This window comes from Thiomonas sp. FB-6 (assembly GCF_000377645.1).
In the GTDB taxonomy this organism is placed as follows: domain Bacteria; phylum Pseudomonadota; class Gammaproteobacteria; order Burkholderiales; family Burkholderiaceae_C; genus Thiomonas_A.
On the sequence record NZ_KB898475.1, the window covers coordinates 90,889 to 116,321 of the forward strand.

The 25,433-nt window shown below is 71.4% G+C and carries 22 protein-coding genes; 6 read left to right on the forward strand and 16 right to left on the reverse strand.

The genetic code is table 11. From position 1 onward, the window contains the following. The first annotated feature begins 24 nt into the window (after positions 1-24). Positions 25-1,755, forward strand: a complete 1,731-nt coding sequence (locus D466_RS0106850) for a GMC family oxidoreductase (protein ID WP_018912972.1) — start codon at positions 25-27, stop codon at positions 1,753-1,755. Between the two features lie 38 nt (positions 1,756-1,793). On the opposite strand, the gene D466_RS0106855 is transcribed toward D466_RS0106850, so the two are convergent. The 7 genes from D466_RS0106855 to D466_RS0106885 form a co-directional block, all read right to left on the reverse strand. Further along, positions 1,794-2,075, reverse strand: coding sequence for a type II toxin-antitoxin system YafQ family toxin (locus D466_RS0106855; RefSeq protein WP_018912973.1), 282 nt, complete (start codon positions 2,073-2,075; stop codon positions 1,794-1,796). Next, positions 2,062-2,331 carry a type II toxin-antitoxin system RelB/DinJ family antitoxin gene (locus tag D466_RS0106860; RefSeq protein ID WP_018912974.1) on the reverse strand — a complete coding sequence of 90 codons (270 nt, stop codon included), beginning with the start codon at positions 2,329-2,331 and terminating at the stop codon, positions 2,062-2,064. The genes D466_RS0106855 and D466_RS0106860 overlap by 14 nt, the downstream gene beginning before the upstream one ends. Before the next feature lie 183 nt (positions 2,332-2,514). Next, positions 2,515-3,234, reverse strand: a complete 720-nt coding sequence (locus tag D466_RS0106865; protein ID WP_038165512.1) for an ABC transporter ATP-binding protein — start codon at positions 3,232-3,234, stop codon at positions 2,515-2,517. Continuing rightward, a complete protein-coding gene (locus D466_RS0106870) occupies positions 3,224-3,964 on the reverse strand; it encodes an ABC transporter ATP-binding protein (protein WP_026284986.1) in 741 nt (246 codons plus the stop codon). The genes D466_RS0106865 and D466_RS0106870 overlap by 11 nt, the downstream gene beginning before the upstream one ends. Further along, positions 3,961-4,983 (reverse strand): branched-chain amino acid ABC transporter permease, encoded by a 1,023-nt coding sequence (locus tag D466_RS0106875; protein ID WP_018912977.1) that lies wholly within the window; start codon positions 4,981-4,983, stop codon positions 3,961-3,963. Before D466_RS0106875 ends, D466_RS0106870 begins: the two co-directional genes overlap by 4 nt. Continuing rightward, a complete protein-coding gene (locus D466_RS0106880; RefSeq protein ID WP_018912978.1) occupies positions 4,983-5,843 on the reverse strand; it encodes a branched-chain amino acid ABC transporter permease in 861 nt (286 codons plus the stop codon). Before D466_RS0106880 ends, D466_RS0106875 begins: the two co-directional genes overlap by 1 nt. 13 nt (positions 5,844-5,856) lie before the next feature. Continuing rightward, positions 5,857-7,104, reverse strand: a complete 1,248-nt coding sequence (locus D466_RS0106885; RefSeq protein ID WP_018912979.1) for an ABC transporter substrate-binding protein — start codon at positions 7,102-7,104, stop codon at positions 5,857-5,859. Positions 7,105-7,366: 262 nt separating this feature from the next. On the opposite strand from D466_RS0106885, the gene D466_RS0106890 reads away from it, so the two are divergent. From D466_RS0106890 to D466_RS0106900, 3 genes are all read left to right on the forward strand, one after another. After that, complete coding sequence (locus tag D466_RS0106890; protein ID WP_018912980.1) at positions 7,367-8,053, forward strand: GntR family transcriptional regulator; 687 nt, start codon at positions 7,367-7,369, stop codon at positions 8,051-8,053. Positions 8,054-8,124: 71 nt separating this feature from the next. Further along, a complete protein-coding gene (locus tag D466_RS0106895; RefSeq protein WP_018912981.1) occupies positions 8,125-9,660 on the forward strand; it encodes an aldehyde dehydrogenase in 1,536 nt (511 codons plus the stop codon). Positions 9,661-9,701: 41 nt separating this feature from the next. Continuing rightward, positions 9,702-10,532, forward strand: coding sequence for an alpha/beta fold hydrolase (locus tag D466_RS0106900; RefSeq protein WP_018912982.1), 831 nt, complete (start codon positions 9,702-9,704; stop codon positions 10,530-10,532). 25 nt (positions 10,533-10,557) lie between these two features. Here the strand turns inward: D466_RS0106900 and D466_RS0106905 are convergent, their stop codons facing one another. The 7 genes from D466_RS0106905 to D466_RS0106935 all read right to left on the reverse strand — a co-directional run bounded on the left by D466_RS0106905 (position 10,558) and on the right by D466_RS0106935 (position 19,683). Further along, on the reverse strand, positions 10,558-11,007 hold the full coding sequence (locus tag D466_RS0106905; protein ID WP_018912983.1) for a GNAT family N-acetyltransferase: 450 nt from the start codon (positions 11,005-11,007) through the stop codon (positions 10,558-10,560). A 22-nt stretch (positions 11,008-11,029) separates the two neighbouring features. Continuing rightward, entirely contained in the window at positions 11,030-12,271 is a 1,242-nt protein-coding gene (locus D466_RS0106910) for an FAD-binding oxidoreductase (protein ID WP_018912984.1), read from the reverse strand. Positions 12,272-12,377: 106 nt separating this feature from the next. Continuing rightward, on the reverse strand, positions 12,378-13,760 hold the full coding sequence (locus D466_RS0106915; RefSeq protein ID WP_018912985.1) for an L-serine ammonia-lyase: 1,383 nt from the start codon (positions 13,758-13,760) through the stop codon (positions 12,378-12,380). A 135-nt stretch (positions 13,761-13,895) separates the two neighbouring features. Next, positions 13,896-16,520, reverse strand: coding sequence for a hypothetical protein (locus D466_RS0106920; RefSeq protein ID WP_018912986.1), 2,625 nt, complete (start codon positions 16,518-16,520; stop codon positions 13,896-13,898). 167 nt (positions 16,521-16,687) lie between these two features. Further along, entirely contained in the window at positions 16,688-17,779 is a 1,092-nt protein-coding gene (locus tag D466_RS0106925) for a low specificity L-threonine aldolase (protein ID WP_018912987.1), read from the reverse strand. Positions 17,780-17,861: 82 nt separating this feature from the next. Then, entirely contained in the window at positions 17,862-18,836 is a 975-nt protein-coding gene (locus tag D466_RS22715) for a hypothetical protein (protein WP_018912988.1), read from the reverse strand. A gap of 148 nt (positions 18,837-18,984) precedes the next feature. Continuing rightward, positions 18,985-19,683 (reverse strand): SDR family NAD(P)-dependent oxidoreductase, encoded by a 699-nt coding sequence (locus D466_RS0106935; protein ID WP_018912989.1) that lies wholly within the window; start codon positions 19,681-19,683, stop codon positions 18,985-18,987. A gap of 375 nt (positions 19,684-20,058) precedes the next feature. On the opposite strand from D466_RS0106935, the gene D466_RS0106940 reads away from it, so the two are divergent. After that, positions 20,059-22,584 (forward strand): Lon protease family protein, encoded by a 2,526-nt coding sequence (locus tag D466_RS0106940; protein ID WP_051083694.1) that lies wholly within the window; start codon positions 20,059-20,061, stop codon positions 22,582-22,584. Beyond that, a complete protein-coding gene (locus D466_RS0106945) occupies positions 22,584-23,618 on the forward strand; it encodes a 1-phosphofructokinase family hexose kinase (protein ID WP_018912991.1) in 1,035 nt (344 codons plus the stop codon). The genes D466_RS0106940 and D466_RS0106945 overlap by 1 nt, the downstream gene beginning before the upstream one ends. A 40-nt stretch (positions 23,619-23,658) precedes the next feature. Here the strand turns inward: D466_RS0106945 and D466_RS0106950 are convergent, their stop codons facing one another. Both D466_RS0106950 and D466_RS20915 read right to left on the reverse strand, forming a co-directional pair. After that, entirely contained in the window at positions 23,659-24,852 is a 1,194-nt protein-coding gene (locus tag D466_RS0106950; protein WP_081629858.1) for an MFS transporter, read from the reverse strand. A gap of 198 nt (positions 24,853-25,050) precedes the next feature. Beyond that, positions 25,051-25,254: a hypothetical protein gene (locus D466_RS20915; protein ID WP_018912993.1), complete on the reverse strand. Its 204-nt coding sequence runs from the start codon at positions 25,252-25,254 to the stop codon at positions 25,051-25,053. Positions 25,255-25,433 lie beyond the last annotated feature (179 nt).

The following is a 25,433-nucleotide window of genomic DNA, read 5'->3' on the forward strand; positions in this document are numbered from 1 at the left end:
GCCTTTGCGTTTGGGAGTTGAGACATGTCGGAACTTGAGTTCGATTATGTGGTGGTGGGCGCCGGCACGGCGGGTTCGCTGCTGGCGAACCGGCTGAGCGCGGATCCGGACAAGCGGGTGCTGCTGCTGGAGGCGGGCGGGCGCGACAACTACCACTGGATCCACATTCCGGTGGGCTACCTCTACTGCATCGACAACCCGCGTACCGACTGGCGCTACCGCACCGAGCCCTGCGAAGGGCTCAACGGGCGCAGCCTGCTGTACCCGCGCGGGCGCACGCTGGGCGGTTGCTCGAGCATCAACGGCATGATCTACATGCGCGGCCAGGCGCGCGACTACGACGCCTGGGCCAGCCTGACCGGCGAGGACGCATGGAACTGGGAATCCTCGCTGCCGGATTTCATGGCCCACGAAAGCCACTACAGCCAGGACGCGCGTGCCGCCGGCGCCACGCTGCCGGCCGGGGTTCCGGCGGCGGTGCCCGCGGCCGGATTCGTGGCCGGCGACACCGGGGCTGCGACGCCGGCGCTGCGCGAGAGCGCGCGCTGGCATGGCGGCGGCGGCGAATGGCGGGTGGAGCGCCAGCGCCTGCGCTGGGACATCCTGGAGGCCTTCGCGCAGGCCGCGCGCGAGGCCGGCGTGCCGGCCAGCGAGGACTTCAACCGCGGCGACAACGAAGGAGTGGGCTACTTCGAGGTCAACCAGCGCCGCGGCTGGCGCTGGAACGCCTCGAAGGCCTTCCTGCGGCCGGTGCGCCAGCGTCCGAACCTGAGCATCTGGACCCACGCGCAGGTGGAGCGCCTGCGCATCGTGCGCGAGGACTCGGGGGCCTTGCGCTGCGAAGGCTGCACCGTGCTGCGCGACGGCCGGCGGCTGGAACTGCGGGCCATGCGCGAGCTGATCCTCAGCGCCGGCTCGATCGGCTCGGCGCAGCTGCTGCAGCTCTCGGGCATCGGCCCGGGGGAGCTGCTGCGCAGCCACGGCATCGAGGCGCTGCGCGACGCGCCCGGGGTGGGCGCCAACCTGCAGGACCACCTGCAGATCCGCGCGGTCTACGGGGTGGAGGGTGCCGTGACCCTGAACACCCTGGCCTCCACCCTGTGGGGCAAGGCGCGCATCGCGCTGGAATACGCGATCAGCCGCAGCGGCCCGATGAGCATGGCGCCGTCGCAGCTGGGTGCCTTCACGCGCAGTGATCCCCTGCGCCCCTATCCGAACATCGAATACCACGTGCAGCCGTTGTCGCTGCCGGCCTTCGGGCAGCCGCTGGATGCCTTCCCGGCTTTCACCGCCAGCGTGTGCAACCTGAACCCGACCAGCCGCGGCAGTGTGCGCATCCGCAGCGCGGATTTCCGGGACGCCCCGGCCATCGACCCCAACTACCTGAGCACCGAGGAGGACCGCAAGGTGGCGGCCGACTCGCTGCGCGTGACCCGGCGCATCGTGCAGCAGCCCGCGCTGGCCCGGTACCGCCCGCAGGAACTCAAGCCGGGGCCGCAGTGCGCCAGCGACGAGCAACTGGCGCTTGCCGCCGGCGACATCGCCAGCACCATCTTCCACCCGGTGGGCACGGCCCGCATGGGGCGCGAGGGCGACCCGCAGGCGGTGGTGGACCCGCACCTCCGGGTGCAGGGGGTGCGCGGCCTGCGCGTGGTCGACGCCAGCGTGATGCCGCTGATCACCAGCGGCAACACCAACAGCCCGACCCTGATGATCGCCGAGAAGGCGGCGCGCTGGATCCGCGCGGGGCACTGATCAGGGATGCGACCCGGCGCGCCGGGCCGGGCTCGGCGTCACTCGAACAGCTCGGCATGGGAACCTAGTCGGGCAAGCCGTAGCGTGTCGGGGTCGGACTTCCTGTAGATCAGCAGCAGGTCGGGCTTGACGTGACACTCGCGATACCCGGTCCAATTCCCGGAAAGTTCATGGTCGCGGTGACGCGTGTCGAGGGACTCATCGTTTGCCAATGCGATCAGCACGGGTTTTAGCGCGCGATCGAGGCTGCCCCGGTGAAGGCCCTTGGCTTCCCTCTTGTAATCGCGCTTGAACGCGGAGGCGCGTTCAAGGTTCCTCATGCAAGTCCGCCATCAGGTCGTCGACGCTGGTGAATCCGCGTCCCCGCCCGGACTCCAGTTCCGCAATCGCCTCTCGAGTCGCGGCGTTGGGTGTCCTGACGTCGAAGGGCAGTCGGCGTTCGTCGGCAATCCGCAGCATCAACAGGCGGATCGCGTCGGAAATGGACAACCCCATCGCATCGAGAGCACGCGCGGCGCGTTCCTTGGTGACCGTGTCGATACGGGCACGGACGTAGGTGTCGGCTGTTGGGCGCATGGTGAACTCGGAACAGAGAAGTGCGCCAATTGTAGTCTTGTTGTGACTACGAAGTTTGGCTGCCGCTGATCACCAGCGGCAACACCAACAGCCCGACCCTGATGATCGCCGAGAAGGCGGCGCGCTGGATCCGCGCGGGGGTGTAGCCCCTTCGCGCGGGGCGGCTGGAAGGCGACCCGGGGCTCAGCCGACGCTGAGGTGGACCTGCAGCTGCGCCTGGGCGGCCTCGAACTGCGCCCGCGTGCCGGCGAATACCACGCGGCCGGTGTCGAGCACCACCACGTCGTCGGCCAGAGCCAGGGCCAGGCCGAGGTTCTGTTCCACCAGAACCACCGCCATGTGTTCGCGCAGCTTGCCGATCACGCCCTGGAGTTCGTGCACGATCTGCGGTGCCAGCCCCTCCGAGGGCTCGTCGAGCAGGAGCAGGCTGGGGCAGGTCATGAGAGCGCGGCCGATGGCCAGCATCTGCTGTTCGCCGCCGGAAAGATTCTGCGCGGCGTGGCCGAGGCGTTCGCCCAGCCGGGGAAAGATGCGCAGCACGTCCTCGCGGCGCCAGGGGTGCCGGCCGGGCGGCACGCGCCGGCGCGCGGCCACGTCGAGGTTCTCGCGCACACTGAGGCTGCCGAACACGCGGCGTCCCTGCGGCACCAAGGCCACACCGCTGTGGGAGATGGCCTCGGGGCTGGCGCGCTGCAGTTCGCGGCCGCGGTAGACGATGCGTCCGCGGCGCGCGCCGAGCAGCCCGACGATGGACTGCACCGTGGTGGACTTGCCGGCCCCGTTCCTGCCCAGCAGCGCCGTCACGCGTGCCGGTTGCGTGTTCCAGGAAACACCGTGCAGGACATGGCTCTCGCCGTAGTACACGTCGAGGCCGTCGACTACGAGAGCGTTGTCAGTGTCCAAGATAGATCTGCCGGGTGCGGGGGTCCTGCACGACTTCGTCGCGATCGCCGCTGAGCACGATCTGACCCTGGTTGAGCAGGGTCACGCGATCGGCCAGCGCCAGTGCCGCGCGCATGTCGTGCTCGATGAGCACGATGGTCACCGCGCGTCCGATGCCCGCGAGCATCGTGCCGATGCCCTCGCGCTCCTGGGCGGACAGCCCGGCCAGGGGCTCGTCGAGCAGCAGCAGCCTGGGACGCTGGGCCAGCGCCATGGCGATCTCCAGCCGGCGCTTGTCTCCGTAGGAGGTCTGGCGCAGCGGCAGCTCGGCCTTGTCCGCCAGGCCCACAGCCGTCAGCGCCTCGAGCGCCCGGGCCTGCAGCGCGGCCTCGCGGGCGAAGTCTCCCCAGGGCAGCCAGCGCTTGCGGGAGCGCCCGAGCAAGGCGAGCTTGACGTTGTGCAGCAGGGTATCGTGCGGGAACAGGGTGATGATCTGGTAGGTGCGCGCCACGCCGCGCTGCGCCCGTGCCGCGGCGGGCATGCGGGTGAGGTCCTGGCCGTGCACGACGATGCTGCCGGCGTCGCCGCGCAGGTCGCCCGCGATGAGGTTGAACAGCGTGGTCTTGCCGGCGCCGTTCGGCCCGATGAGCAGATGCCGTTCGCCCTGGGCCACGTGCAGATCCACGCCGCGGGTGACCTGCAGCCCGCCGAAGGCCTTGCACAGGCCGCGTACTTCGAGGGCCGGGCTCATGACGCGCTGCCTCCCGCGGCGGTCGAATCCCCGGAGCTGCATGGCGTGTCCTCGGCGAGTTCCTGCGCGGCGGGTGCCGCCCGATCGTCGGCGCGGCGCAGGCGCCGCGCCAGGCGCGATGCGCCGGCCACGAGTCCGCCGGGAACGTACATCACGATCAGCACGTACACCACGCCCAGCAGCATCACCCAGTGCGTGGTGAAGTCGCTCGCCACCTCCTTGAGCAGGACGACCAGCAAGGCCCCGACGACCGGACCCAGACTGGTGCCCGGGCCGCCGGCGATGACCATGAGCAGGGTCTCGGCGGACGTGGACAAGGTCATGCTCTGCGGACTGATGAACTGGTTGTAATCGAGGAACAGGATGCCGGCGACCGCCGTGAACAGCACGCTGACCGTGAAGGTGATCCAGCGGATCAGGAACACGTTGTAGCCGAGCGCCGCCATGCGGCGCGGCTGATCGCGCGTGCCGCGGATGCTGGCGCCGAAGGGCGAGCGGATCCAGGCCACCATGAGCACCCAGCACAGCATGAAAACGCCCAGCGCGTAGTAGTAGAAGTGCACCGGGCTGTCCAGGCGCACGCCGGCGATTTGCGGGCGGGTGATGCCCGACAGGCCGTTGTCGCCGCCCGTCACATCGCTCCAGCGGAAGCAAAGTCCCCACAGGATCTGCCCCAGCGCCAGCGTGATCATGAGAAAGCCGATGCCGCTTGCGCGCAATGCGATGATGCCGAACACGGCGCCGACCGCGGCGGTGCCCAGCAGCGCCGCGGCGTCGGCACCGGCGTGCGACCATCCCAGGTTCAGCATCAGCCATGCGGCGATGTAGGCCGACAGTCCCAGGTAGCCGGCCTGCCCCAGGGAGATCAGTCCGGCGTAGCCCACCAGCAGGTTCAGGCTCAGCGCGAACAAGGCCGCGATCAGGACCTGGCTGGCCAGGTTGACGTAGTAGATGCCGCCGACCCATGCCGGCAGGCTCAGCGCCAGCAGCACGGCCGCGGCCACGGCGAGTTTGCGCATCACCCGCTGATCCTCCCCAGCAGGCCGCGCGGACGCACGGCGAGAATGATCACCATCGGCAGGAACAGGATGATGTAGGACAGGTTGGGCAGCCACGACTGTCCGAAGCTGTAGATGAAGCCGATGAGCACGCTGCCCAGGAAGGCGCCGCCCAGGCTGCCCAGGCCGCCGAGGATCACGACCACCAGCGCAAGAGGCAGCATGTCGGCGTCCATGCCCGGATAGACGGAGAGGATCGGCGCCGCGACGGTGCCCCCCAGGCCGGCCAGGGCGGTGCCCAGGAAGAACACCAGCGTGTACAGGCGCGATGCCGGAATGCCGATGGCGCGCGCCATCGCCATGTCGTCGACGCTGGCGCGGATCATCACGCCGACACGGGTGCGCTCGAGCAGCAGCCACAGCGCGAGGAACAGAAGGACGCTGAACGCGATGACCGCCAGCCGGTAGGTCGGGAAGATCAGCCCGGCCAGCGAACTGGCGCCGCGCAGGAAGTGCGGCGGCGACACGGACTGGGGGTCGCCGCCCCACAGCCACAGGCTGGCGTCGTCGACGATGAAGGCCACGCCCAGCGTGGCCAGGACCTGGGCCAGGCTGTTGCCCTCCAGGCGGCGCAACACGAAGCGCTCGACCACCACGCCGAGCACGCCGACCACGCCGGCCGACAGCAGCAGCGCCCCGCCGAAACCCCAGCCGTGCTCAAGCGCGCTGTAGCCGAGGTAGGCCCCCAGCATGAAATACGCGCCGTGCGAGAGGTTGGCCACGCGCATGAGGCCGAAGATCAGCGAGAACCCGGCGGCGAGCGTGAACAGCACGGCGCCCAGCGCCAGGCTGTTCAGGCTCTGGACCATCCAGAAGTGCATGCCGCGCTCCGGCTCAGCGTCCCAGGAAGCGCGCGGGCGGGTAGTCGCGCGAATACACGGGCTCGGCCAGGAAGGCCTTCTCGTTGTAGGTCCAGAACTGCGACACGTTCGGGTAGACCTTGAGCACGGAGTTCACCAGCTGGCCGTGCTTGCGCTCGACCTTGCGGATGTAGACGTTCATGATCGGGTTGCCGAGATCGTCCAGCCGGATCGGGCCGCGCGGGTCGTCCGGGACGACGACGTGGCGCAGCGCCTGCATGAAGGCGTCGCGGTTCTCGATGTTGCCATGCACGGCCTCGAGGGCATGCTTGAGCATCAACGCCGCCCCGTAGGCGCCCACCGTGTAGTAGCCCGGCCGGCGGTGGTAGTCGTGCTCGATGCCGGCGACGAAGGCCTTGTTGTAGGGGTTGTCGAGTTCCGCCGTGTACCAGCCGCCCGAGATGATGCCCAGCGCGTCGTCGCCCATGGCCGGCAGCACGCCCTCGTCGACCGTGGTCATCGAGCCCAGCAGCGGGATCTTGCCCTTGAGGCCGTAGTCGCTGTACTGCTTGATGAACTTGATGCCGTTGCCGCCGGCGAAGGCGGCGAACACCGCGTCCACCTTGGTGTCGAGCTGGCCGATGTAGGAGCCGTAGTCGGCCACGTTCAGCGGCGACCACAGCTTTTGCACGATCTCGCCTCCGCCGTCCTCGAAGGCTCGCTGGAATCCGGCCGAGATCTCGTAGCCGAAGGCGAAGTCGTCGGCGATGATCGCGATGCGCTTGTACTTGAGCACCTTCGCGGCGTAGTCCCCCAGCGGATGCATGGGCTGCGCGGAGGTGCCCACGGCGCGCACGAACCACGGGTTGTCCTTGCGCTGGGTCAGGTCCTCGGCCGCCGCCGACGGGGAGATGATCGGCACCTGGGCCTGGCGGATGTAGTCGTTGATGGCGAGGGCCTCGAAGGCCGCGAGCGGGCCGATGATCACCTGCACCTTGTCCTTTTCCACCAGTTCCTGGGCCTTGGCCTTGGTCAGCGCCGGCTGCCCCGCGGTGTCCGCCACGAACAGCTGCACCGGGCGCCCGGCGATGGTGTTGTGGTTCTGCTGCAGGAAATAGCGCAGGCCCTGCTCCATCTGCAGACCGCCGGCGGCCAGCGCGCCGGACTTCACGGTGAGAAAGCCCACGCGGATGGGCTCGGCGGCGCCGGCCGTGCGGGGCAGGGATGAGCCCGCTGCCAGGGCGGCGAGCCCGAGGGTGAACGAACGACGGGTTGTGTCCATGCTTGTCTCCTCCTGCGGTCTGTTCAGACTGTCGAATTGTGGATGGCATGATGTATCACATCAGATGCGAAGTCAAACATAAATTTCGTAAGAACGGCCTGGAGCGGGGCGGATTCTTCAGCGATTCATGCGCTTGAAGGTTTATAAGACGTTGATATGAAACGTTAAAAACAAGCTGTCCGGAAGTCCTGGTGCTTCTGGCCTTTGGGTTCGTGATGTATCACGATTGTGCGGGAAAAGGCGAAGTGATATTCTTTGCGCCATGAGCCAGACCCTGCCTGCCCACGCCCCGGAGAACGCCAGCGCCAAGCTGTTGCGGGAACAGGTCTACGACCAGTTGCGCGCCGACCTGATCAGTTGCCGGCTGGCGCCGGGCGCGGAAATCCGCGAGAGCGAACTCGCCGAGCGCTTCGGGGTCAGCAAGTCGCCGGTGCGCGATGCCCTGATGCGCCTGGAGCGCGAGAACCTGGTGATCACGCTGCCGCGGCAGGGCTATCGCGTGGCCCCGGTTTCGCTCAACGACGTGCAGGACATGTTCCAGCTGCGCGAGGTGCTCGAGCGCGCGTGCATCGAACGCATCACGCGTCGCGCCAGCGACACGCAGCTGGCGTCGCTGGAGCGCTTCCGCCGCTTCGATCCGGGCGCGTGGGAAGGCGGCTTCGTGGCCTACAACCGCAGCTTCCACCGCGAACTGGCCGCGATCTCGGGCAACGCCCGCATGCGAGACCATCTGTTCGATCTGATGGACCAGATGGAGCGCGCCGTGCAGCTCAGCGTCAACAGCCTCAAGCGGGGCAATCCGCAAACCGTGATCGACGAACACAACGCATTGATCGATGCGCTGCAGGCGCGCCAGACCGCCGTGGCGCAGCGCATCAGCGCGCGCCACGTGCAAAGCGCCGGCAAGCGCGTGTTGCGGGCGATGACCCACGCGGTGATCGCTCCCTGAACAGGAAGTCCCGAGTTCTTCCGATCCATTCTCCGCCGCCGCGCGGCGGCCCCTACCAAGGAGCAGAACCCATGGCCAGCGTTGCCGTTCCATCCGCCACCGGTGTGATCCCGGTCCACGGCTTGTTCATCGACGGGCGGCAGGTGCCGGCCTCGCAGCCCGAGCTGCTGGACGTGCTCAATCCCGCCACCGGCGCGGTGATCGCGCGCATCGCCCACGCCGACGACTCGGACGTGGATCGCGCGGTGATGAGCGCATCCGCCGCGTTCCACGGCCCGGATTGGAGCGGCATGTCCAATCGCACCCGCGCCCGGCTGATCAACAAGCTGGCCGACGTGTTCGAGGCCAACCTGGACGAGTTGTACCAGCTGGAGACCATGAACAACGGCCGCTCCGTGAACGAGACCCGCGCCCAGATCTCCCGGCTGCCCGACTTTCTTCGCTACAACGCCGGGCTGGCGATCGCGCGCCGGGATTCGGTGATCCCGGTGGAGGGCGACTACCTGAACTACACCATCCGCACCCCGATCGGCGTGGTGGGCAATTCCACGCCCTTCAACCACCCGCTGATGATCATGATCAAAAGCCTCGCGCCGACGCTGGCTTCGGGGTGCACCACCGTGGTCAAACCCTCGGAGTACACGCCGTTGACCACCTTGCGCCTGGCGCAGATGTTCGCCGAGGCCGGATTGCCGCCGGGGGTGTTCAACGTGGTCACGGGCCTGGGCCCGACCACCGGCAAGGCGCTGGCCGAGCATCCGGGCCTGGCCAAGTGGGTGCTCACGGGCGGCACCGAGGCCGGGCGCATCACGGGTTCGGCGGCAGGGCGCAATTTCGCGCACCAGACCCTGGAGCTGGGGGGCAAGACACCGGTGCTCGTGTTCGAGGACTTCGACCTCGAGCAGGCGGTCAACTACGCGGCCTTCGGCGCCTTCATCGGCGCCGGGCAGACCTGCATCTGCGGCAGCCGCCAGATCGTGCAGGCGAGCATCTACGACGAATTCGTCGAGCGCCTGGCGGCGAAGGCACGCAGCATTCGCATCGGGAACCCGGCGGACGCATCCGTGCAGCTCGGCCCGGTCATCTCCAGGCGCCAGCAGGAACGGGTGCTGCGCTACATCCGCATCGGGCTGGAAGAGGACGGCGCCCGCCTGGTCGCCGGCGGGCGCGTGCCCCCGGACCCCGCGCTGGCCGGAGGCTTTTTCGTCGAGCCCACGGTGTTCGCCGACGTCACCCCCTCCATGCGCATCTTCCAGGAGGAGGTGTTCGGACCCTTCGTGTCGGTCAGTCGCTTCGAGACCGAGGAGGAGGGCTTGCGCATGGCCAACGATTCGGCCTTCGGGCTGGCCGGTGCGGTACGCACGCGCGACGTGGTGCGCGCGCATCGCGTGGCGGCCAGGCTGCACTGCGGCATCGTCTGGATCAACGACCACCACCGCCTGGACCCGGCCTCGCCCTGGGGCGGGGTGAAGGATTCGGGCATCGGGCGTGAATGCGGCACGGAGTCCTTCGACCAGCACTTCGAAACCAAGAGCGTGATGCTGCGCTTGAGCGACGCGCCCTTCGACTGGTACCGCGACACGGCCGGTCAGGCGCGCCTGAACTGAATCCGGCGCGTCCCCGCGAGAACTTGCGAAAGGTCCACGCAATGTCCCAAACCACCTTCGGCGGCTGCAGCCTGCAGACCTTCCGCATCGGCGCCGACGGCGCGGCTTTGTGCCTGCACGTCTGCGGCGACGGGCCGCCCCTCGTGCTGCTGCACTCTCTGCTGGCGGACCGCGCCAGCTTCGAGCGCGTCGTGCAGCCCCTGGCGCGGGAGTTCCGCGTGGTGCTGGTCGACCTGCCCGGCTTCGGCGCCTCCGATCCGGCGCCCGGCGGCTTGCACGCGGTCGCGGATCGTGTCGCGGCAGGGCTGCTGCAGGCCCTGGGCGATGTGCGTCCGGCTTTGCTGGGCAATGGCTATGGGGGCTTTGTCACGCTGCTCATGGCCATCCGCCATCCCGGGCAGTTCTCGCGCCTGGTGCTGGCCGACTGTGGCGCGGCCTTCGACGAACCGGGGCGCGCGGCCTTCGTGGGCATGGCGCGCGCCGCATCGGCCTCGGGCCTGGCGGCCGTGGCCGACGTGGCCATGCGCCGCTTGTTCGCGCCGGACTTCCAGGCGCGCCATCCGGATCTCATCGAGGCCTGCAAGGGCCGCTTCCTCGCCACCCCGGCGCAGACCTTCCAGGAAGCTTGCGCGGCGCTGTCCACGCTGGATCTGCGGGCGGGCGCGGCAAGCCTGAAGCTGCCCGCGCTGGTGCTCGTGGGCGAGCGCGACGAGGCCACGCCGCCGCCCATGGCGCACGAGCTCGCCGCCTTGCTTCCCCATGCGCGCCTGCACGTGCTCGAGGGCTGTGCCCATGTGCCGCAATTGCAGGCGCCGGAGGCCTTTCTCGCCGAGGTGCTGGCCTTCCTGCGCGAGCCGGTGGCCGCGGGCTGAGACCCCGAGCGCGCGGCGCGCTGCCTCAGGCGCCGGCCAGCGGCTGCTCGCGGTCGAGCAGCCAGGCGCGGGGGTGGCGGGTCATGCCGATGCGCTCGTAGTAGCGGTCGGCGGCCGGCGCGGCCAGCAGGATCAGCTTGGCCTTGGGGCCGAGCTGCGCGCGCGTGGCCTCGATCAGCGCGCGGCCGATGCCCTGGCCCTGCAACGCGCGTTCCACCGCCAGGTCGCTGAGGTAGCAGGCATAGTGGAAATCCGTCACGCTGCGGGCGATGCCCACCAGGCGCTCGCCCTGCCAGGCGCTGACCGTGAGATTGGCGTGGCGCAGCATGCCTTCGATGCACGCGCGATCGTCCACCGGGCGGCGCTCGGCCAGCGTGGAGGCGCGCAGCACGCCGAGGAACTGCTCGACGCTGACGGGCGCGTTGATGCGGATGTCGACGGCGTCGCGCGGGGCGGGGGTGGAAGCGTCGTTCATGCGGGAAGGGGCCGGGCGGCGTTCAGGCGAAGCGCGAAGGGGCGAAGGGGGCGGGGTCCAGCAGCGGCTGCTGGCCGCACATCATCTCGGCCAGCAGGCGTCCGGTGACCGGGCCCAGCGTGAATCCGTGGTGGGCGTGGCCGTGGGCCAGCCACAGCCCGGGCAGGCGCGGCGCGGGGCCGATGAGGGGCATCATGTCCGGGGTGCAGGGGCGCTGGCCCATCCACGGCACGGGGTCCAGGCGCTGGCCGAAGTCGAGCAGTTCGCGCGCGCGCGGCTCCACGGCGTCGAGCTGGCGCGGCGTGGGTGGGGCGTCCAGGTGCGCGAGTTCGGCACCCGTGGTCAGGCGGATGCCGCGGCGCATGGGCGCGAGCAGGTAGCCCACCTCGGCGTCCAGCACCGGCTGGCCCAGCGCGGCCTCGGCGCGCGGCGCGTAGTGCATGTGGTAGCCCCGCTTGACCGCCAGCGGCAGGCGCAGGCCCAGGCGCCGGGTCAGCGGCTGGGCCCACGGGCCCAGCGCGACCACGGCCTGCGGGGCCTGGATCTCGCCGCTCTCGCCCTGCACCCGCCAGGCTTCGCGCAGGCTGGCGGCATCGCCGCGCAGCAGCGTGCCGCCCAGGCGCTGGAACAGCGCCGCGTAGGCCTGCACCAGGCCTTGCGGGTCCGAGCAGGGGACCGGCTGCGGGTAGCGCACGGCGCCGGCCAGGTGCGGGTTCAGGGCGGGCTCGGCGCGGCGCAGCGCCGCGGCGTCCAGCGCCTCGAAGGGTACGTCGAACTCGCGCTGGCAGGCCTCGGCTGCGCGGATCTCGGCCTGCCACTTCGCCTCGCTGCGGTAAATGCGCATCCAGCCCGCGGGGCGCAACAGGTCCTGCGCGCCGGCCTGCGCGGCCAGTGCCTGGTGTTCGTCCAGGCAATGCCGGATCAGCGGCTCGTAGCGGCGCGCGATGGCCTGGTGGCGCGCGGGCGCGGAGTTGCGCCAGTAGCGCCACAGGAAAGGCAGCAGCGCGGGAAGGTCGCGCGGGTGGTAGCGTAGTTCCGGCGCCGTATTGCGCGCGTAGCGCAGCAGCGTGCCGGCGTCGCGCGGAAAGGCGTAGGGCACGGCGCCTTCGCGCTGGATCAGCCCGGCGTTGCCCATCGAGGTCTCGCCGCCGGGTTCGCGCCGGTCGATCAGCGCCACCGCGCGCCCGCGCTGCTGCAGGTGCAGGGCCACGCACACGCCGACCATGCCGGCGCCGAGCACGAGGACATCGAAACGGTTTTGCATCGGGTGCGCGAGGGGACGGGCGGCGCCATGCCGGCGCCAGCGCACAGCATAAACGCTGCTGCCGGCCTCGGTTCGCCGGCGCCACGCGCGGCGCCGCGCGTCGCCCTCAGCACTCGATGATGTTCACCGCCAGGCCGCCGCGCGAGGTTTCCTTGTACTTGCTGCGCATGTCGGCGCCGGTCTCGCGCATGGTCTTGATGACCTGGTCCAGCGAGACCAGGTGGTGCCCGCTGCCGTGCAGGGCCATGCGCGCGGAGTTGATGGCCTGCACCGCGCCCATGGCGTTGCGCTCGATGCAAGGCACCTGCACCAGCCCGCCCACCGGGTCGCAGGTCAGGCCGAGGTGGTGTTCCATGCCGATCTCGGCCGCGTTCTCCACTTGCGCGGGGCTGCCGCCGAGCACCGCGCACAGGCCGGCGGCGGCCATGCTGCAGGCCACGCCGACCTCCCCCTGGCAACCCACCTCGGCGCCGGAGATCGACGCGTTCTCCTTGTACAGCACGCCGATGGCGCCGGCGGTGAGCAGGAACTCGACCACGCCGGCCTCGTCGGCGCCGGGGCACAGCTCGACGTAGTAGTGCAGCACGGCCGGCACGATGCCGGCGGCGCCGTTGGTCGGCGCGGTGACCACGCGGCCGCCGCTGGCGTTCTGTTCGTTGACGGCCAGCGCCCACAGGTTCACCCAGTCGAGGGCGCGCAGCGGGTCCTGCTGCCCCGCGCTGCCGTGCTGCTGCAGCGAGCGCCACAGCGCCGGCGCGCGCAGGCGCACGCGAAATCCCCCGGGAAGCTCGCCTTCGTCGGCGCGGCAGCCGCGCGCGGCGCAGTCGCGCATCGCGTGCCAGATGCCCAGCAGGCCGGAGTCGATGGCTTCGTCGCCGCGCCAGCAGCGCTCGTTCAGGCGCATCACGTCGCCGATGGAGCAGCGCAGCCGCGCGCAGTGGCCCAGCAGTTCCTCGGCGCTGTGGAAGGGCAGCGGCAGCGCCGGGCCGGGCTCGGCATGCTGGCCGGCGGCCAGGGTCCGCGCGTCCACCACGAATCCGCCGCCGATGGAATACATGTCCTGTTGCAGCAGCAGCGCGCCGGCCGCGTCGTGGGCTTCGAAGCGCATGCCGTTGGGATGCAGCGACAGGCCGCGGCCGCGTTCGAGCACCAGATCGCGGCGCGCGTCGAAGGGCACCGCGTGGCGCCCCAGCAGCGGCAGCGAACCGGAGTCCTGCAGCGCCTGCAGCAGCTGGGGGATGCGGTCGGGATCGATGCCGTCCGGGGTCTCGCCCATGAAGCCCAGCAGCACCGCGCGGTCGCTGCCGTGGCCGCGGCCGGTGGCCGACAGCGAGCCGTAGAGCCGGCAGCTCACGCGCGCGGTGCGCTCCAGCAGGCCCTGGTCGGCGAGCGCGCAGGCGAAGGCGCGCGCAGCGCGCATCGGGCCCACCGTGTGCGAACTCGAAGGGCCGATGCCGATGCGGAACAGTTCGAATACCGAGACCACCATGCCAGCTCCCTGCTCGTGCGCGCGTGTCCGCGCTCGGCACGTGCGTCTCCATGGTAGGCGCTCAGGGAGCCGGGGCGCCGAGCCCGCGTGGAGCGTGTGGGCAATCTCCTGGGGCCGCGGGCCCGGCCGCCGGGCTCAGGGCGCCGGCTGCGTGTCCACCTCCATCTCCCAGTAGGGCAGCAGCGCGCGCACGTCGCCGTTCACCGCGCGGCCGGCCAGCTGATCCTGTCCGGTGAGCACGTCGCGGCAGGCCAGGTTCCCACCCAGCACGCCGCCGCTGGTATACGCGAAGTGACCCCCCATGCACAGCATGGGATAGGACGCCGCCAGAGCCCGAACCTGCAGGGCGCTTGCCGGGACCTCGGGCGGCGGCGGCAGCAGCTGGGGCTGGAGGTCTTCGTGCGCCAGGTCGTCCCCCACGCGCAACAGCGTGCTGCGGGGGGCGCCGGTGATGCGGAATTGTCCGCCCGCGACCAGGCCTTGCCCGAAATGCGTGAAGGCCAGCACCTTGCCCTGGGTGGCGGGGGCCACGCGGGTCCAGGGCTGCTCGGGCTGCTGGGCGTCGAAGCGGGCCCAGCCGGCCACGGCGATATGCTGGGGCACACCGGCCTCCGGCGCGTGGTTGGCGAAGCTGAACAGTCCGCCCACCATCAGCGCGCCGTGGTACCACGCCAGCGCGCGCACCGCGGGCTGGGCATGCTGCAGGTTGCCCAGCGTGCCGACCTCGCCGCCGGGTTCCCACAGCTGGGTCTGCGGGTTCCACCAGGCCAGCATGCTGCTCTCCAGCGGTTCCGGCTCGGCTTGTTGCTGCGCCTGTGCGTGGGCCTCGCCGGGTACGACTTCGTAGAACGAGCCGCCGACCACGAGGCGTCCGTCCGGCTGCACCAGCATCGCGTCGACCGTGCCCGCGGCGTGCAGATCGGCATCGTCCATCACGCCGCCGCCGAGCGGCCGCCAGTTCTCCGCCGCCAGCACGGGGTGGTCCTCGTCGGGCACCTGCAAGGCGGCGATGCCCGGCGCCGCGATGCCGGCGGCCTGCTCGAAGGACCCGCCCACGTACAGCATGCCGTTGGCCGCATCGGGGGTCAAGGCCCGCACCATGGCGTCCGGGCCGTTCTCCGGCTCGGCGTAGCTCCAGGTGTCGCCGCCCGACTGGCAGGCCAGGTAGGTCTGCGCCGCCTGCCCGCCGGCCCCGGTGAAGCTGGCGAAGCGCCCGCCGATGCACAGGCGGGTGGCGTCGGGTGTCAGGCCGAGCGCGCGCACCGAACCTTGCTCCGCGAGGAACAGGCCCGGCAGCGGCTGCAGGATGCTGCCGGAAATGCGCGCCACGTGGGGAAGTGCCACCAGGTGCGGATTCGTCATGGACCCTCCGGAACGGAAGTCCCCGCCGGCCAGGAATTCGTGCTGCATGACGATGCGCAGCTTGCGCACGACGGCCTTCGTGCCCGTCTGGCCGCTTTGCAGGAACTTCATGCGCAGTTGCGCCTCGAGGCTTCGGGCCGTGTCCTGGGTGTAGGGGGCCTGGTGCACGTCCTCGGCGTGCACCAGCACGCCGCAGGACTCGCCGGCGGCGAGCCGGGAACTCGACAGCACCGTCATGCCGGCGCCGGGCAGGCATTCGGTCAGATGCAAGGCCCGGTACGCGGCGGGATGCTCGCGCGCGTCGACGATGTGCATCGCGTGCTTCGGGTCGCCGAGCTTGCGCGAGACGATCTCCAGGTAGCCGTCGCCGGAGCCGTGGTAGGTGAACACGATCATTTGCGCCAGCAGGTTCACGCGCCGCGCCTGCACGCCGATCTCGTGCTCGCTGTCGCCGGGGGTCGGCGCGCTCAGCGGAAAAAAGCTCAGCGGTCGCAGCACCGGCAGCGGCAGGCGCTTGAGCGTGGCGCCCATGTTCCATTCGGGCAGCGACAAGTCCAGGAACAGCTCGGGGTAGGAGGGATAGTCGTCGTTCCTGTAGCGTTGCGTGATGGCGATGTGCAGGTCGCGCCTGGCGGGGATGTCGGCGCGCAGGCAGCCGCCGGCGCCCGCGCCGGCGATGACGAAGTCGACCTTCTGGTCCCGCGCCACGCAGATGCGGGCGCCGTGGATGGCCACCGGGGCGTCGTTGCGCAACCACAGGTCGTTGTGCCCGCAATTCAGCGATTGCACGCCTTTGCGGCAGTAGCTCACCACCGGCCAGCCCATCAGGCGGTTCACGCGGTCGTCCCAGTGCACCATGGCACTCAGGGCCAGCGCCTGCTGGTACAGCGACGCGGGACTCTTGCAGGCCGCGCCGCAGGCAAGCAGCGCGCCGGCCGACTCGCCGGGGGCCGATGCCGCGGGCGCCGAAGCGTTCGCCGCGGGCATCGAGGCCACGCCGGGGGCCGGCTGCGACGACGGAGTTGCGGGAAGTCCTTCGTAGTGTGCCAGGGCCGTGTTGTTCTCCCCGGAGGCGCCCAGTTTCACCACGGTTTTCGTGACGCCTCCGCCATGGGCCGGAGCCACGAATTCGACGGCGCGCCTGGCGGGGTCCTCGGCGTGCAGCAGCTTGTAGCCGACGTAGGCGCCGCCGACCACCATCACGCCGGTCAGCACGCTGGAGCCCAGGCTCCCGGCGGCGGTGCTCAGCCAGGCCTTGCTGCCGAGCATCGCGGCGCTGAACAGGAACCAGGCCGCGGAGGCAGCCTTGGACACCAGCAGCGCGCAGGCGATGAACATCCTGCGCAAGGCGCGCGGCAAGCCGCGCAGGGCACGCCAGGTGCCTACGATCCGTTTCATGAGAGGTCTCCATCCGCCGTGTCGCGGAACTTGCACCCCCTTGTCGGAACGGGCCTTCGGCCTCTGTGGAAGCGCGAAGTCTAGGGTCGGCCGGGCGTGTGCGGAAGCCCGGCGCGGCGTTCCGGAGCCTGTTTCACGGCGGCTTCGACGAGCCGCTCACGCGGGCTTCACGAGGCCTGGGCGCATGCCCCGGCGAGGTCCGCGGCGAAGGCGTCGACGGTCTGCGGCGCGGTGTCCCAGGCGCACATCAGGCGGCAGCCGCCGCCGGCGATGAACTCGTAGAACTGCCAGCCGCGCGCGTGCATGGTGTCGATGACCCGGCGCGGCAGTTGCGCGAACACGGCGTTGGCCTGCGGCGGGTGCAGCACCTGCACGCCCGGCAGTTCGCGGATGGCCGCGTGCAGGCGCTGGGCCATGGCGTTGGCGTGGCGCGCGTTGTGCAGCCAGGTGTCGTTCTCCAGCATGCCCACCCAGGGCGCGGAGATGAAGCGCATCTTCGAGGCCAGCTGGCCGGCCTGCTTCAGGCGCCAGGCGAAGTCCTGCGAGAGCTCGCGGTCGAAGAACACCACGGCCTCGCCCACCGGCAGGCCATTCTTGGTGCCGCCGAAGCACAGCACGTCCACGCCGGCGCGCCAGGTGATCTCCGACGGATGCACGTCCAGCGTGGCCACGGCGTTGGCGAAGCGCGCGCCGTCCATGTGCACCTTGAGCTGCCGGCGCTTGGCGATGGCGGCGATGGCGCGCACTTCCTCCACGCTGTAGACGGTGCCCAGTTCGGTGGCCTGGGTCAGCGAGACGACCTTGGGCTTGGGGTAGTGGATGTCGCTGCGCCGGGTCACCAGGTGCTCGATGGCATCCGGGGTCAGCTTGCCCAGGCGCGCCGAGGGGCTCTCGCTTTCGCCCACCATCAGCTTGGAGCCGTTGGAGAAGAACTCGGGGCCGCCGCATTCGTCGGTCTCGATGTGCGCGTACGGCGAGCACACCACGCTGTGGTAGCTCTGGCACATGGCGGCCAGCGCCAGCGAATTGGCGGCGGTGCCGTTGAACACGTAGTAGACGTCGCAGTCGGTCTGGAACAGCTCGCGCAGCATGTCGGTGGAGCGCTGGGTCCACACGTCGTTGCCGTAGCCGGGCTGATGCCCGCAGGCGTTGGCGTCGAGCAGGGACTGCAGGGCCTGCGGGCAGATGCCCGCCAGGTTGTCGCTGGCGAAATGCTGGCGCGGTTCGGGGATCTGGGCGGGGGAGGCGGAGGAGGTCATGGCTTCGTGGTCACGACCGCGCTGCCCGATGCAACGCGGCAAATCCCTGTATTGTCGTTGCGGCCGGCCCTCGGCCGCGGGTTCAACCGCTGCTCAGCGCGCCGGCCTTGTCCAGCGCCTCTAGCACGGCGCTGGGCGGTACGCGGCGCACCTGCGGGCGCCCCACTTCCTCCAGCAGCACGAGTTCGAGCATGCCCTGCGGGCCGTCGCGGTCCACCGGCAGCAGTTCCAGCCAGCGCGCGGCGGCGACCCGCGGCAGGCGCGTGGGCAGGCCGGCGCGGACCAGCACGTCGCGCAGGCGCGCGGCGCTGGCGGGGCTTTGCACCCCGAGGTCCTCGCCCAGCGCGGTACTCAGCCACATGCCCAGCCCGACCGTCTCGCCGTGCAGGTACTGGCCGTAGCCGACCAGGGATTCGATGACCCCGCCCAGGCGCGTGCCGAAGCTCAGCGGCGAGGGCGCGCGCTGCAGCTGGCGGTCCTGGGCCTCGATCTGCGCGCGCAACTCGGGGAAGCGCTGCACCGCATGGGCCACGGCGGCGGACTCGCGCGCGCGCAAGGCGTCGAGCTGGTTTTCCAGCCAGGCGAAGAATTCGGCGTCGCCCACCGCCGCGCACTTGATGACCTCGGCCAGTCCGGCCGAGACCTCGCGCGGGGATTCCTGCTGGCCCTGCAGCATCGCACGCACGCCCTGGCCCAGGCGCGCGAAGGCCGAGGGCCGCCGCTCCTGCGCCGAGCCGCCGGGTGCGGCCGGCGTGGCGGCTGCGTCGCCCGCCGGGGCCGCGGCCTGGGGCGCGGACGGCGCCTCGAACGGGGCGGCGGGCGCCGGCGCCGTGGCGCCGGGCGCGCCTTCCGGCACCGCCTCGATCAGTCCGAGTTCGAGCAGTTGCCCGAAGGAGTCCGGCTTGAGATCGGGGGAACTGAGCATCGACAGCAATGCTTCGTCGCTGCGCTGGCCGTCGATCAGCAGCAGAAGGTTGCGTACCGGCCTGCTCAGCGGGGGCTGGCGGGTGCTCAGGGCCTGGCGTCCGTTGTCGGTCTTGCGATAGGTCTGGGGCATGCGGTGTCCGGCGGTCGCGGGATGGGGCGGGCTCCGACCCCTGGGCCGGAGCGTGGTGCAAACCCTAACGGTGCCCCCGGGTCCGAGGCATCGGGAAAATCCGGATTGTGTCGCATTCCGGATGCAACAACTTGCATTTGAAGCTGAATCAGAACCTCTCCACCCACGGGCGCAGCTCGATTTCCCAACTCCATGCGCTGCGTTCCTGGCGGATCAGGTGCAGATAGTTGCGCGCGATGGATTCGGGGTCGAGTTGCCCGTCGGGTTGCGCGGCGGGTGCGCGATCGGGGTGGGCGATGCCGCCGTCGATGACCACGTGCGCCACGTGCACGCCCTGCGGCGCGAGTTCGCGCGCCAGCGCCTGCGCCAGGCCGCGAAGCGCGAACTTGCCCATCGCGAAGGCGCTGGAGCCGGCGAAGCCCTTGACGCTGGCCGAGGCTCCGGTGAACAGCAGCGTGCCGTGGCCGCGCGCCAGCATGCGTCGTGCCGCCTGTTGCGCCACCAGCATCGCGCCATGGGCGTTGACCTGCAGCACTTGCAGCACCTGCGCCGGGTCGAGCTCGGTGATGGCGCCTCGCAGCCTGGCCGCCGCGTTGTACACGACCACCTCGGGCCCGCCGCCGTGTTCGTCGTCCAGCAGTGAGAACAATGCGTCGACGTCGGCGGGGCGGGTGGCGTCGCAGCGCAGCGCGAGCCCGCCGAGCTGGAGGGCCTGTTCGCGCAGGCGCTCGGGGCGGCGCGAGGCCAGCGCCACGCGCATGCCGCCGTCCTGGTCGAGCACGCGCGCCAGCGCGGCGCTCAGGCCGTCTCCGGCTCCGACGATCAAGGCCAAGGGGCGGGTGGGCATCGCAAGCTCCTGCAGCACGGCACGGGACATCCGGCCCCACTGTAGCGCGGGTGGCGCGGGCGCCGCGACCCTCGGGGCCCGCGCCGGCGGGCTTGATGCGGGTCAAGGGCGCGCCGGGGCGCGCGCGGCATCATGCGGAACATGGCCCGAAGCCACGCCGGCGCGCCACGAGCGCTACGGCTACGACCCCCAGGAGAAATCGCCGATGACTGCATCTTCCCGTTCGCAAGGCCCGGCCACGGCATCGGCGATCCGTGCTATCGTGGGTCCGCTCGACGAGCGCGCCTGAGGCGGATCCGACGGCCCCCGGCACCGCCTGTCCCCGCGGCGCGCCCGGCGAGGTGCCCGCGAAACGAACAATACGGAGACGCCACGATGCCCTCCACCGCCGCACCTTCAGCCGTGCCCGACGGCGCATTGCCCGCGGAGCAGCTCGCCGCGCGTTGTGACGAATCGGGTTTCGATTTCCAGAGCACCGCCGATCTGCCGGGCCTCACCGAGGTGGTGGGCCAGCAGCGCGCGATCGAGTCCATCGAGCTGGCGCTGGCCCTGGACAAGCCGGGCTACAACCTGTTCGTGCTGGGCCCGTGCGGCTTCGGGCGCCACTGCATCCTCGAGCGCCTGCTGGCGCGGCACGCCGCGCGGCGCAGCGCGCCCGAGGACTGGTGCTACGTCAACCGCTTCTCCGATCCGGGCAAGCCGCGGCTGCTGCGCGTGCCGGCCGGGCGCGGTGCCCAGCTGGGCCAGGACATGGAGAGCTTCGTGTCCGAACTGGCGCGTGCCATCCCGGCGGCTTTCGAGAGCGAGCAGTATCAGACCCGGGTGGAGGCCATCCAGAACGCCTACAAGGAACGCGAGGAAGGCGCGCTGCGCGAGCTGGGCACCGAGGCCTCGGCGCACGGCGTGGCGCTGATGCGCACGCCGCAGGGTTTCGTGTTCACGCCCCTCAAGGACGACGCGGCGATGAGCCCGGCCGAGTTCGCCAAGCTGCCCGCGGAGGAGCAGAAGCGCGTCGCCGGGCTGATCGAGGGCTACGGTCAGCGCCTGGGACAGCTGATGCAGCAGATGCCGCGCTGGCGGCGCGAGGTGCAGGCGCAGTTGCGCGAGGCCGGGCGCGAAACCCTGGGCCTGGCCGCCGGGCACCTGATCGACGAACTCAAGGAGCGCTACGCCGACCTGGAGCACGTGCTGGTCTTTCTCGACGAGGTCATGCGCGACGTGCTCGACGTGGGCGAGGAGCTGCGCGAGGAGGGGCGCGGCGAGGGCGGGCTCGCGGGACTGGCCGGCATGATGGCCGGCTCGCGCATGTCGCCGGCGCGCTGGAAGGCTCATCCACTGGTGACCCATGCGGCCGACGCGTCGGCGCCGGTGGTGTTCGAGGACAACCCCACGCTGCCCAACCTGATCGGACGCATCGACCAGGTGGCGCAGTTCGGCACCCTGGTCACCAATTTCACGCTGATCAAGGCCGGCGCGCTGCACCGGGCCAACGGCGGCTACCTGGTGCTCGACGCGCTGAAGGTGCTGAGCCAGCCCTTCGTCTGGGACAGCCTCAAGCGCGCGCTGCGCGGCGGCGAGTTGCGCATCGAGTCGCCGGGCCAGGCCTGGGGCCTGGTGGGGGCGATCGCGCTGGAGCCGCAGCCCATGCCCCTGGCGCTCAAGGTGGTGCTGATCGGCGAGCCGCGCCTGTACTACCTGCTCAAGGATGCCGACCCGGATTTCGCGGAGCTGTTCCGCGTGGCTGCCGAGTTCGACACCGAATTGCCGCGCGACGCCGACGGCGTGCGTGCCTACGCGGATTTCGTGACCACGCTGGGCCGCCGCGCCGGGCTGCGCCCCTTCGACCGCGGCGCGGTCGCGCGTCTGGTCGAGCATGCGTCGCGCCTGGCCGGCGACGGCCAGCGCCTGAGCGCCAGCCGGCGGCTGCTGGCCGAGGTGCTGCAGGAGGCCGAGCACCTGGCGGCCGCGGCCGCGCGCGAGCTGGTCGGGCGGGGCGACGTGGAGGCCGCGCTGCGCGCCCGCGAGCGCCGGGTCGACCGCCTGCGCGGGCGCCTGCAGGAGCAGATCCTGCGCGACAACCTGCTGATCGCGGTGCAGGGCGAGCGTGTCGGCCAGGTCAACGGCCTGGTGGTGATCGCGATGGACGATTTCGCCTTCGCGCATCCAATGCGCATCAGCGCCACGGCGCGCGTGGGCGAGGCCGGGGTGCTCGACATCGAGCGCGAGAGCGAGCTGGGGGGCTCGCTGCACTCCAAGGGGGTGATGATCCTGTCGGCCTTCCTCGGCGCGCGCTACGCGCGCGCGGTGCCGCTGGCCCTGTCGGCCAGCCTGGTGTTCGAGCAGTCCTACGGGCCGGTGGAAGGCGACAGCGCGTCGATGGCCGAGTTGTGCGCGCTGCTGTCGGACCTGGCGGACCTGCCGGTGCGCCAGTCGCTGGCCATCACCGGCTCGGTGAACCAGTTCGGCGAGGCGCAGGCCATCGGCGGCGTGAACGAGAAGATCGAGGGCTTCTACGACATCTGCGCGGCCCGCGGGCTCAGCGGCGAGCAGGGCGTGCTGATCCCGCAGTCCAACGTGAAACACCTGATGCTGCGCGAGGACGTGGTGCGGGCCTGCGAGCAGGGGCGCTTCCACGTGTGGCCGGTGCGCGACGTGGACCAGGCCATCGAGTTGTTGACCGGCGTGCCCGCCGGCGAGCCCGACGAGCAGGGCCTGGTGCCCGAGGACACGGTGAACTTCCGGGTCGGCGCGCAACTGGTGGAAATGGCGGCGATCCGCCAGGCCTACGCCGCGCCGGCGCGGCGCGCGAGGGCCCGCCGCGAGGGCGCCAGGGAAGCGCCGCCTCCGCCCGCGCCGCCGGCGCCGCCCGCGCCGCCGAGCGCGCCGAGGCGGCTGCGCTGATGGGGCGCTCGCGGGCGTCCCCCGCGCCGGGCGGCGCGGCGCACGGCGAGCCGGGCCCGGCGGCCACGGTGGCGCCCGCCCGCGCGCAAGGTCTGCCCGCGCTGCTCACGCTGACCCTGCAGCCCAGCCTGGACGTGTCCTACGAGGTCGAGCGCCTGCTCGACGACCGCAAGCTGCATGCCTCGCACTACCGCGTGGACCCCGGAGGCAACGGCATCAACGTGGCGCGCGGCCTGGAGCGCCTGGGGCTGCAGGCGCATGCCTGCCTGGCCGTCGCCGGAGAGATCGGCGAACTCGTCGAGCGCCTGTTGCGGCGCCAGGTCCGCCACCTGCACGCGGTGCGCATCGCCGGCGAGACGCGCATCAACGCCACGGTGCAGCAGGCGCGCCCGCCCGCGCAGTACGAGGTGATCGGCAGCGGCCCGCCGCTGCCCGAGGCGGCGCTGCGCGAGTTGCTGGAGATGGTGCGGAGCCTGGGTGCCGCGGGCATCGTCGCGCTCACGGGTTCGGTGCCGCCGGGCATCGAGCCCGGCCTGTACGCTTCGCTGACACGCGAATTGCTCGGGCTGCGTGCCCGCGTGGCGCTGGACATGCAGGGCGAGGCGCTGGCGCTGGCGGTGCGCGAGCGTCCCTGGCTGATCAAGCCCAATCGTTGGGAACTGGAACAGTTGCGCGGACGCGCGTTGCCGCGCATCGAGGACCTGCGGCGCGAGGCCTGCGCGCTGGTGCGCCAGGGCGTGGAGCACGTGTGCGTGTCGTTGGGCGCGCAAGGCGCGCTGCTGGCCTGCGCCGGCGGTGTCTGGCGCGGCCCGGCGCCGGCGGTGCTGGTGCGCTCGACCGTGGGAGCGGGCGACTCCATGCTGGCCGGCCTGATCGCCGCGCTGGCACGCGGGGACGAGCCGGCCGAGGCGCTGCGCCTGGGTCTGGCCTGCGGCAGCGCGACCGCGGCGCGGCCGGGAACCGAGATTTTCGAGGCCGCGCAACTGCCGGCCCTGGCCACCCAGGCGCGGGTACGGCGCCTGGGCGAGGTCTGAGCCGCATCGGCTCTGCGTCCGGGCAGCGTGCGCCCGGGCCTCAGGCGGGCACCAGGCCGCGGCGGCCGTGCGCCAGCGCGCGCGCGGCCGCCACCGCCAGCAGGCCGAGCAGGCCGAAGGCGCGCAGTTGTCCGACCTCGAGCCACGCGGCCACCGCTCCGGCGAGCGCGCCTGCGAAGTTGATGGCGCTGGAGGCCCAGGCCATGCGCAGGCCCATGTCCTGCTGGGCGCGCTCCACGATGGCGCGGAACAGCGGCGGCAGCAGGACCCCGGCGCCCAGCATGAACACGCCGTAGAGGGCCACCACCAGCGCCGGCGGCAGGCGCAGCAGCGCGGCCGCCAGGGTCGCGGCGACGCCCCACAGGCACAGGTCCAGCGCGCGCGCCAGCAGCAGGCCGCGTGGATACAGGTCGAGCATGGGGTCGACCAGGCGGGTGCCCACGATGTAGGCGCCGCAGGCGTAGAGCTGGGCCCACACGAAGCCCCGGCTGCCGCCGCTCGCGTCGCGCAGCATGTAGGGGCCGCTGACCACCCACATGACGATGACGGTGAACACCAGGCACCACACGCCCAGCAGGCTGCTCATCGGCCCGTTGCGCAACAGGGCCAGGTAGTTGGCGCTCACCGCCCGCACCGACAAGGGGCGGCTGCGCGAGCGGTCCACGGTCTCGGGCATCCAGCGCGCCAGCAGCGGCACCAGCACCGCGCCGCCGACGGCCAGCAGCACGAAGCTTCCCTGCCACGGCGCCAGCAGCATGACGCCGGCGCCGAGCGCGGGGCCGAGCGCCGGCGCGAGCACGGTGACGCTGCTCATCCAGGCCTGGATGCGGATGGCCGTGCGCGCCTCGTACAGTTCGTGCATGCTCGCGTAGCCCACGCTGATGGCCCACACCCCGGCGCAGCCCTGGGCCAGGCGCGCGGCCAGGAACCAGCCGTAGCGCGAGCTCAGCGCACAGGCCAGGCTGGCCAGCGCGAAGCCCGCCACGCCGGCCAGCAGCACGCTTCTGCGCCCGAGACGGTCGGACACGGGACCGGTGATCAGTTGCACCACGGCCGCCCCGGCGGACCACATGGCGATGCTCAGTTGCGCCGAAGCCTGGCTGACGCCGAAGTCGCGCTGCACCACCGGAAGCGCCGGCAGGTACATGTCCTGCGACAGGTAGGCGACGACCTCCAGCAGCATCAGCGCAAGCGGGAAACGCCACCATGAGGCGGTCTGCGGTGCTTGGGGCATCGTCGGGCATCGTCGGGACTGCGGCAGGGGCCGGTGGGGGCGTGGCGCAGGCGCCGGCCCGCCCTCCGGGCGGCGCAAGCCTCGGCGGCCCGCGTGCGGCGATTGTGCGCATGTCCTCGCGTGCGCGCCCGCGCACGCGCGAATGACCTGAATAGCCGAGCTCCCCTCAGGGTCGGCCGGCCGGCGCGGCCGGCACGGCTACGGGCGCTTCAGGTCGACCGTGCGGCGTGCCGTGCGCGCGGCCTTGTGGTCCTTCTGCCCGGTGTTGGCATGGCGCCCGGCGATTTCCTGCGCCGCCGCCTGCTCGCGCGGCGCGTCGGCGTCGCGGGTGGGGGCGCGCTGCTCGGCCGGCGCCTTGGGCGACACGGCGGGAGCACGGGGGGCTTTGGTGGAGGGGGGCATGGCGATCTCCGCGACGCGGGCCCGCGACACGCGGGCCCTTCGCCGACCAATCTAGGCCCGGCCGGGGCATCGTGCGCACCGCGGCGCGCGCGCGGCTTGATCCGGCGCGGGGTCGGCTGCGACTCGTGGGCGGCGACTCGTGGGCGGCGACTTGCGGGCAGCGGCCGCGTCGCGAGTCG

Excerpts from the sequence above, each read along its gene's own strand:
- D466_RS0106850 (WP_018912972.1), top strand. The coding sequence starts at position 25 with ATGTCGGAACTTGAGTTCGATTATGTGGTGGTGGGCGCCGGCACGGCG.
- D466_RS0106855 (WP_018912973.1), bottom strand. The coding sequence starts at position 2,075 with ATGAGGAACCTTGAACGCGCCTCCGCGTTCAAGCGCGATTACAAGAGG.
- D466_RS0106860 (WP_018912974.1), bottom strand. The coding sequence starts at position 2,331 with ATGCGCCCAACAGCCGACACCTACGTCCGTGCCCGTATCGACACGGTC.
- D466_RS0106870 (WP_026284986.1), bottom strand. The coding sequence starts at position 3,964 with ATGAGCCCGGCCCTCGAAGTACGCGGCCTGTGCAAGGCCTTCGGCGGG.
- D466_RS0106875 (WP_018912977.1), bottom strand. The coding sequence starts at position 4,983 with ATGCGCAAACTCGCCGTGGCCGCGGCCGTGCTGCTGGCGCTGAGCCTG.
- D466_RS0106880 (WP_018912978.1), bottom strand. The coding sequence starts at position 5,843 with ATGCACTTCTGGATGGTCCAGAGCCTGAACAGCCTGGCGCTGGGCGCC.
- D466_RS0106885 (WP_018912979.1), bottom strand. The coding sequence starts at position 7,104 with ATGGACACAACCCGTCGTTCGTTCACCCTCGGGCTCGCCGCCCTGGCA.
- D466_RS0106890 (WP_018912980.1), top strand. The coding sequence starts at position 7,367 with ATGAGCCAGACCCTGCCTGCCCACGCCCCGGAGAACGCCAGCGCCAAG.
- D466_RS0106895 (WP_018912981.1), top strand. The coding sequence starts at position 8,125 with ATGGCCAGCGTTGCCGTTCCATCCGCCACCGGTGTGATCCCGGTCCAC.
- D466_RS0106900 (WP_018912982.1), top strand. The coding sequence starts at position 9,702 with ATGTCCCAAACCACCTTCGGCGGCTGCAGCCTGCAGACCTTCCGCATC.
- D466_RS0106905 (WP_018912983.1), bottom strand. The coding sequence starts at position 11,007 with ATGAACGACGCTTCCACCCCCGCCCCGCGCGACGCCGTCGACATCCGC.
- D466_RS0106910 (WP_018912984.1), bottom strand. The coding sequence starts at position 12,271 with ATGCAAAACCGTTTCGATGTCCTCGTGCTCGGCGCCGGCATGGTCGGC.
- D466_RS0106915 (WP_018912985.1), bottom strand. The coding sequence starts at position 13,760 with ATGGTGGTCTCGGTATTCGAACTGTTCCGCATCGGCATCGGCCCTTCG.
- D466_RS0106920 (WP_018912986.1), bottom strand. The coding sequence starts at position 16,520 with ATGAAACGGATCGTAGGCACCTGGCGTGCCCTGCGCGGCTTGCCGCGC.
- D466_RS0106925 (WP_018912987.1), bottom strand. The coding sequence starts at position 17,779 with ATGACCTCCTCCGCCTCCCCCGCCCAGATCCCCGAACCGCGCCAGCAT.
- D466_RS22715 (WP_018912988.1), bottom strand. The coding sequence starts at position 18,836 with ATGCCCCAGACCTATCGCAAGACCGACAACGGACGCCAGGCCCTGAGC.
- D466_RS0106935 (WP_018912989.1), bottom strand. The coding sequence starts at position 19,683 with ATGCCCACCCGCCCCTTGGCCTTGATCGTCGGAGCCGGAGACGGCCTG.
- D466_RS0106940 (WP_051083694.1), top strand. The coding sequence starts at position 20,059 with ATGCCCTCCACCGCCGCACCTTCAGCCGTGCCCGACGGCGCATTGCCC.
- D466_RS0106945 (WP_018912991.1), top strand. The coding sequence starts at position 22,584 with ATGGGGCGCTCGCGGGCGTCCCCCGCGCCGGGCGGCGCGGCGCACGGC.
- D466_RS0106950 (WP_081629858.1), bottom strand. The coding sequence starts at position 24,852 with ATGCCCCAAGCACCGCAGACCGCCTCATGGTGGCGTTTCCCGCTTGCG.
- D466_RS20915 (WP_018912993.1), bottom strand. The coding sequence starts at position 25,254 with ATGCCCCCCTCCACCAAAGCCCCCCGTGCTCCCGCCGTGTCGCCCAAG.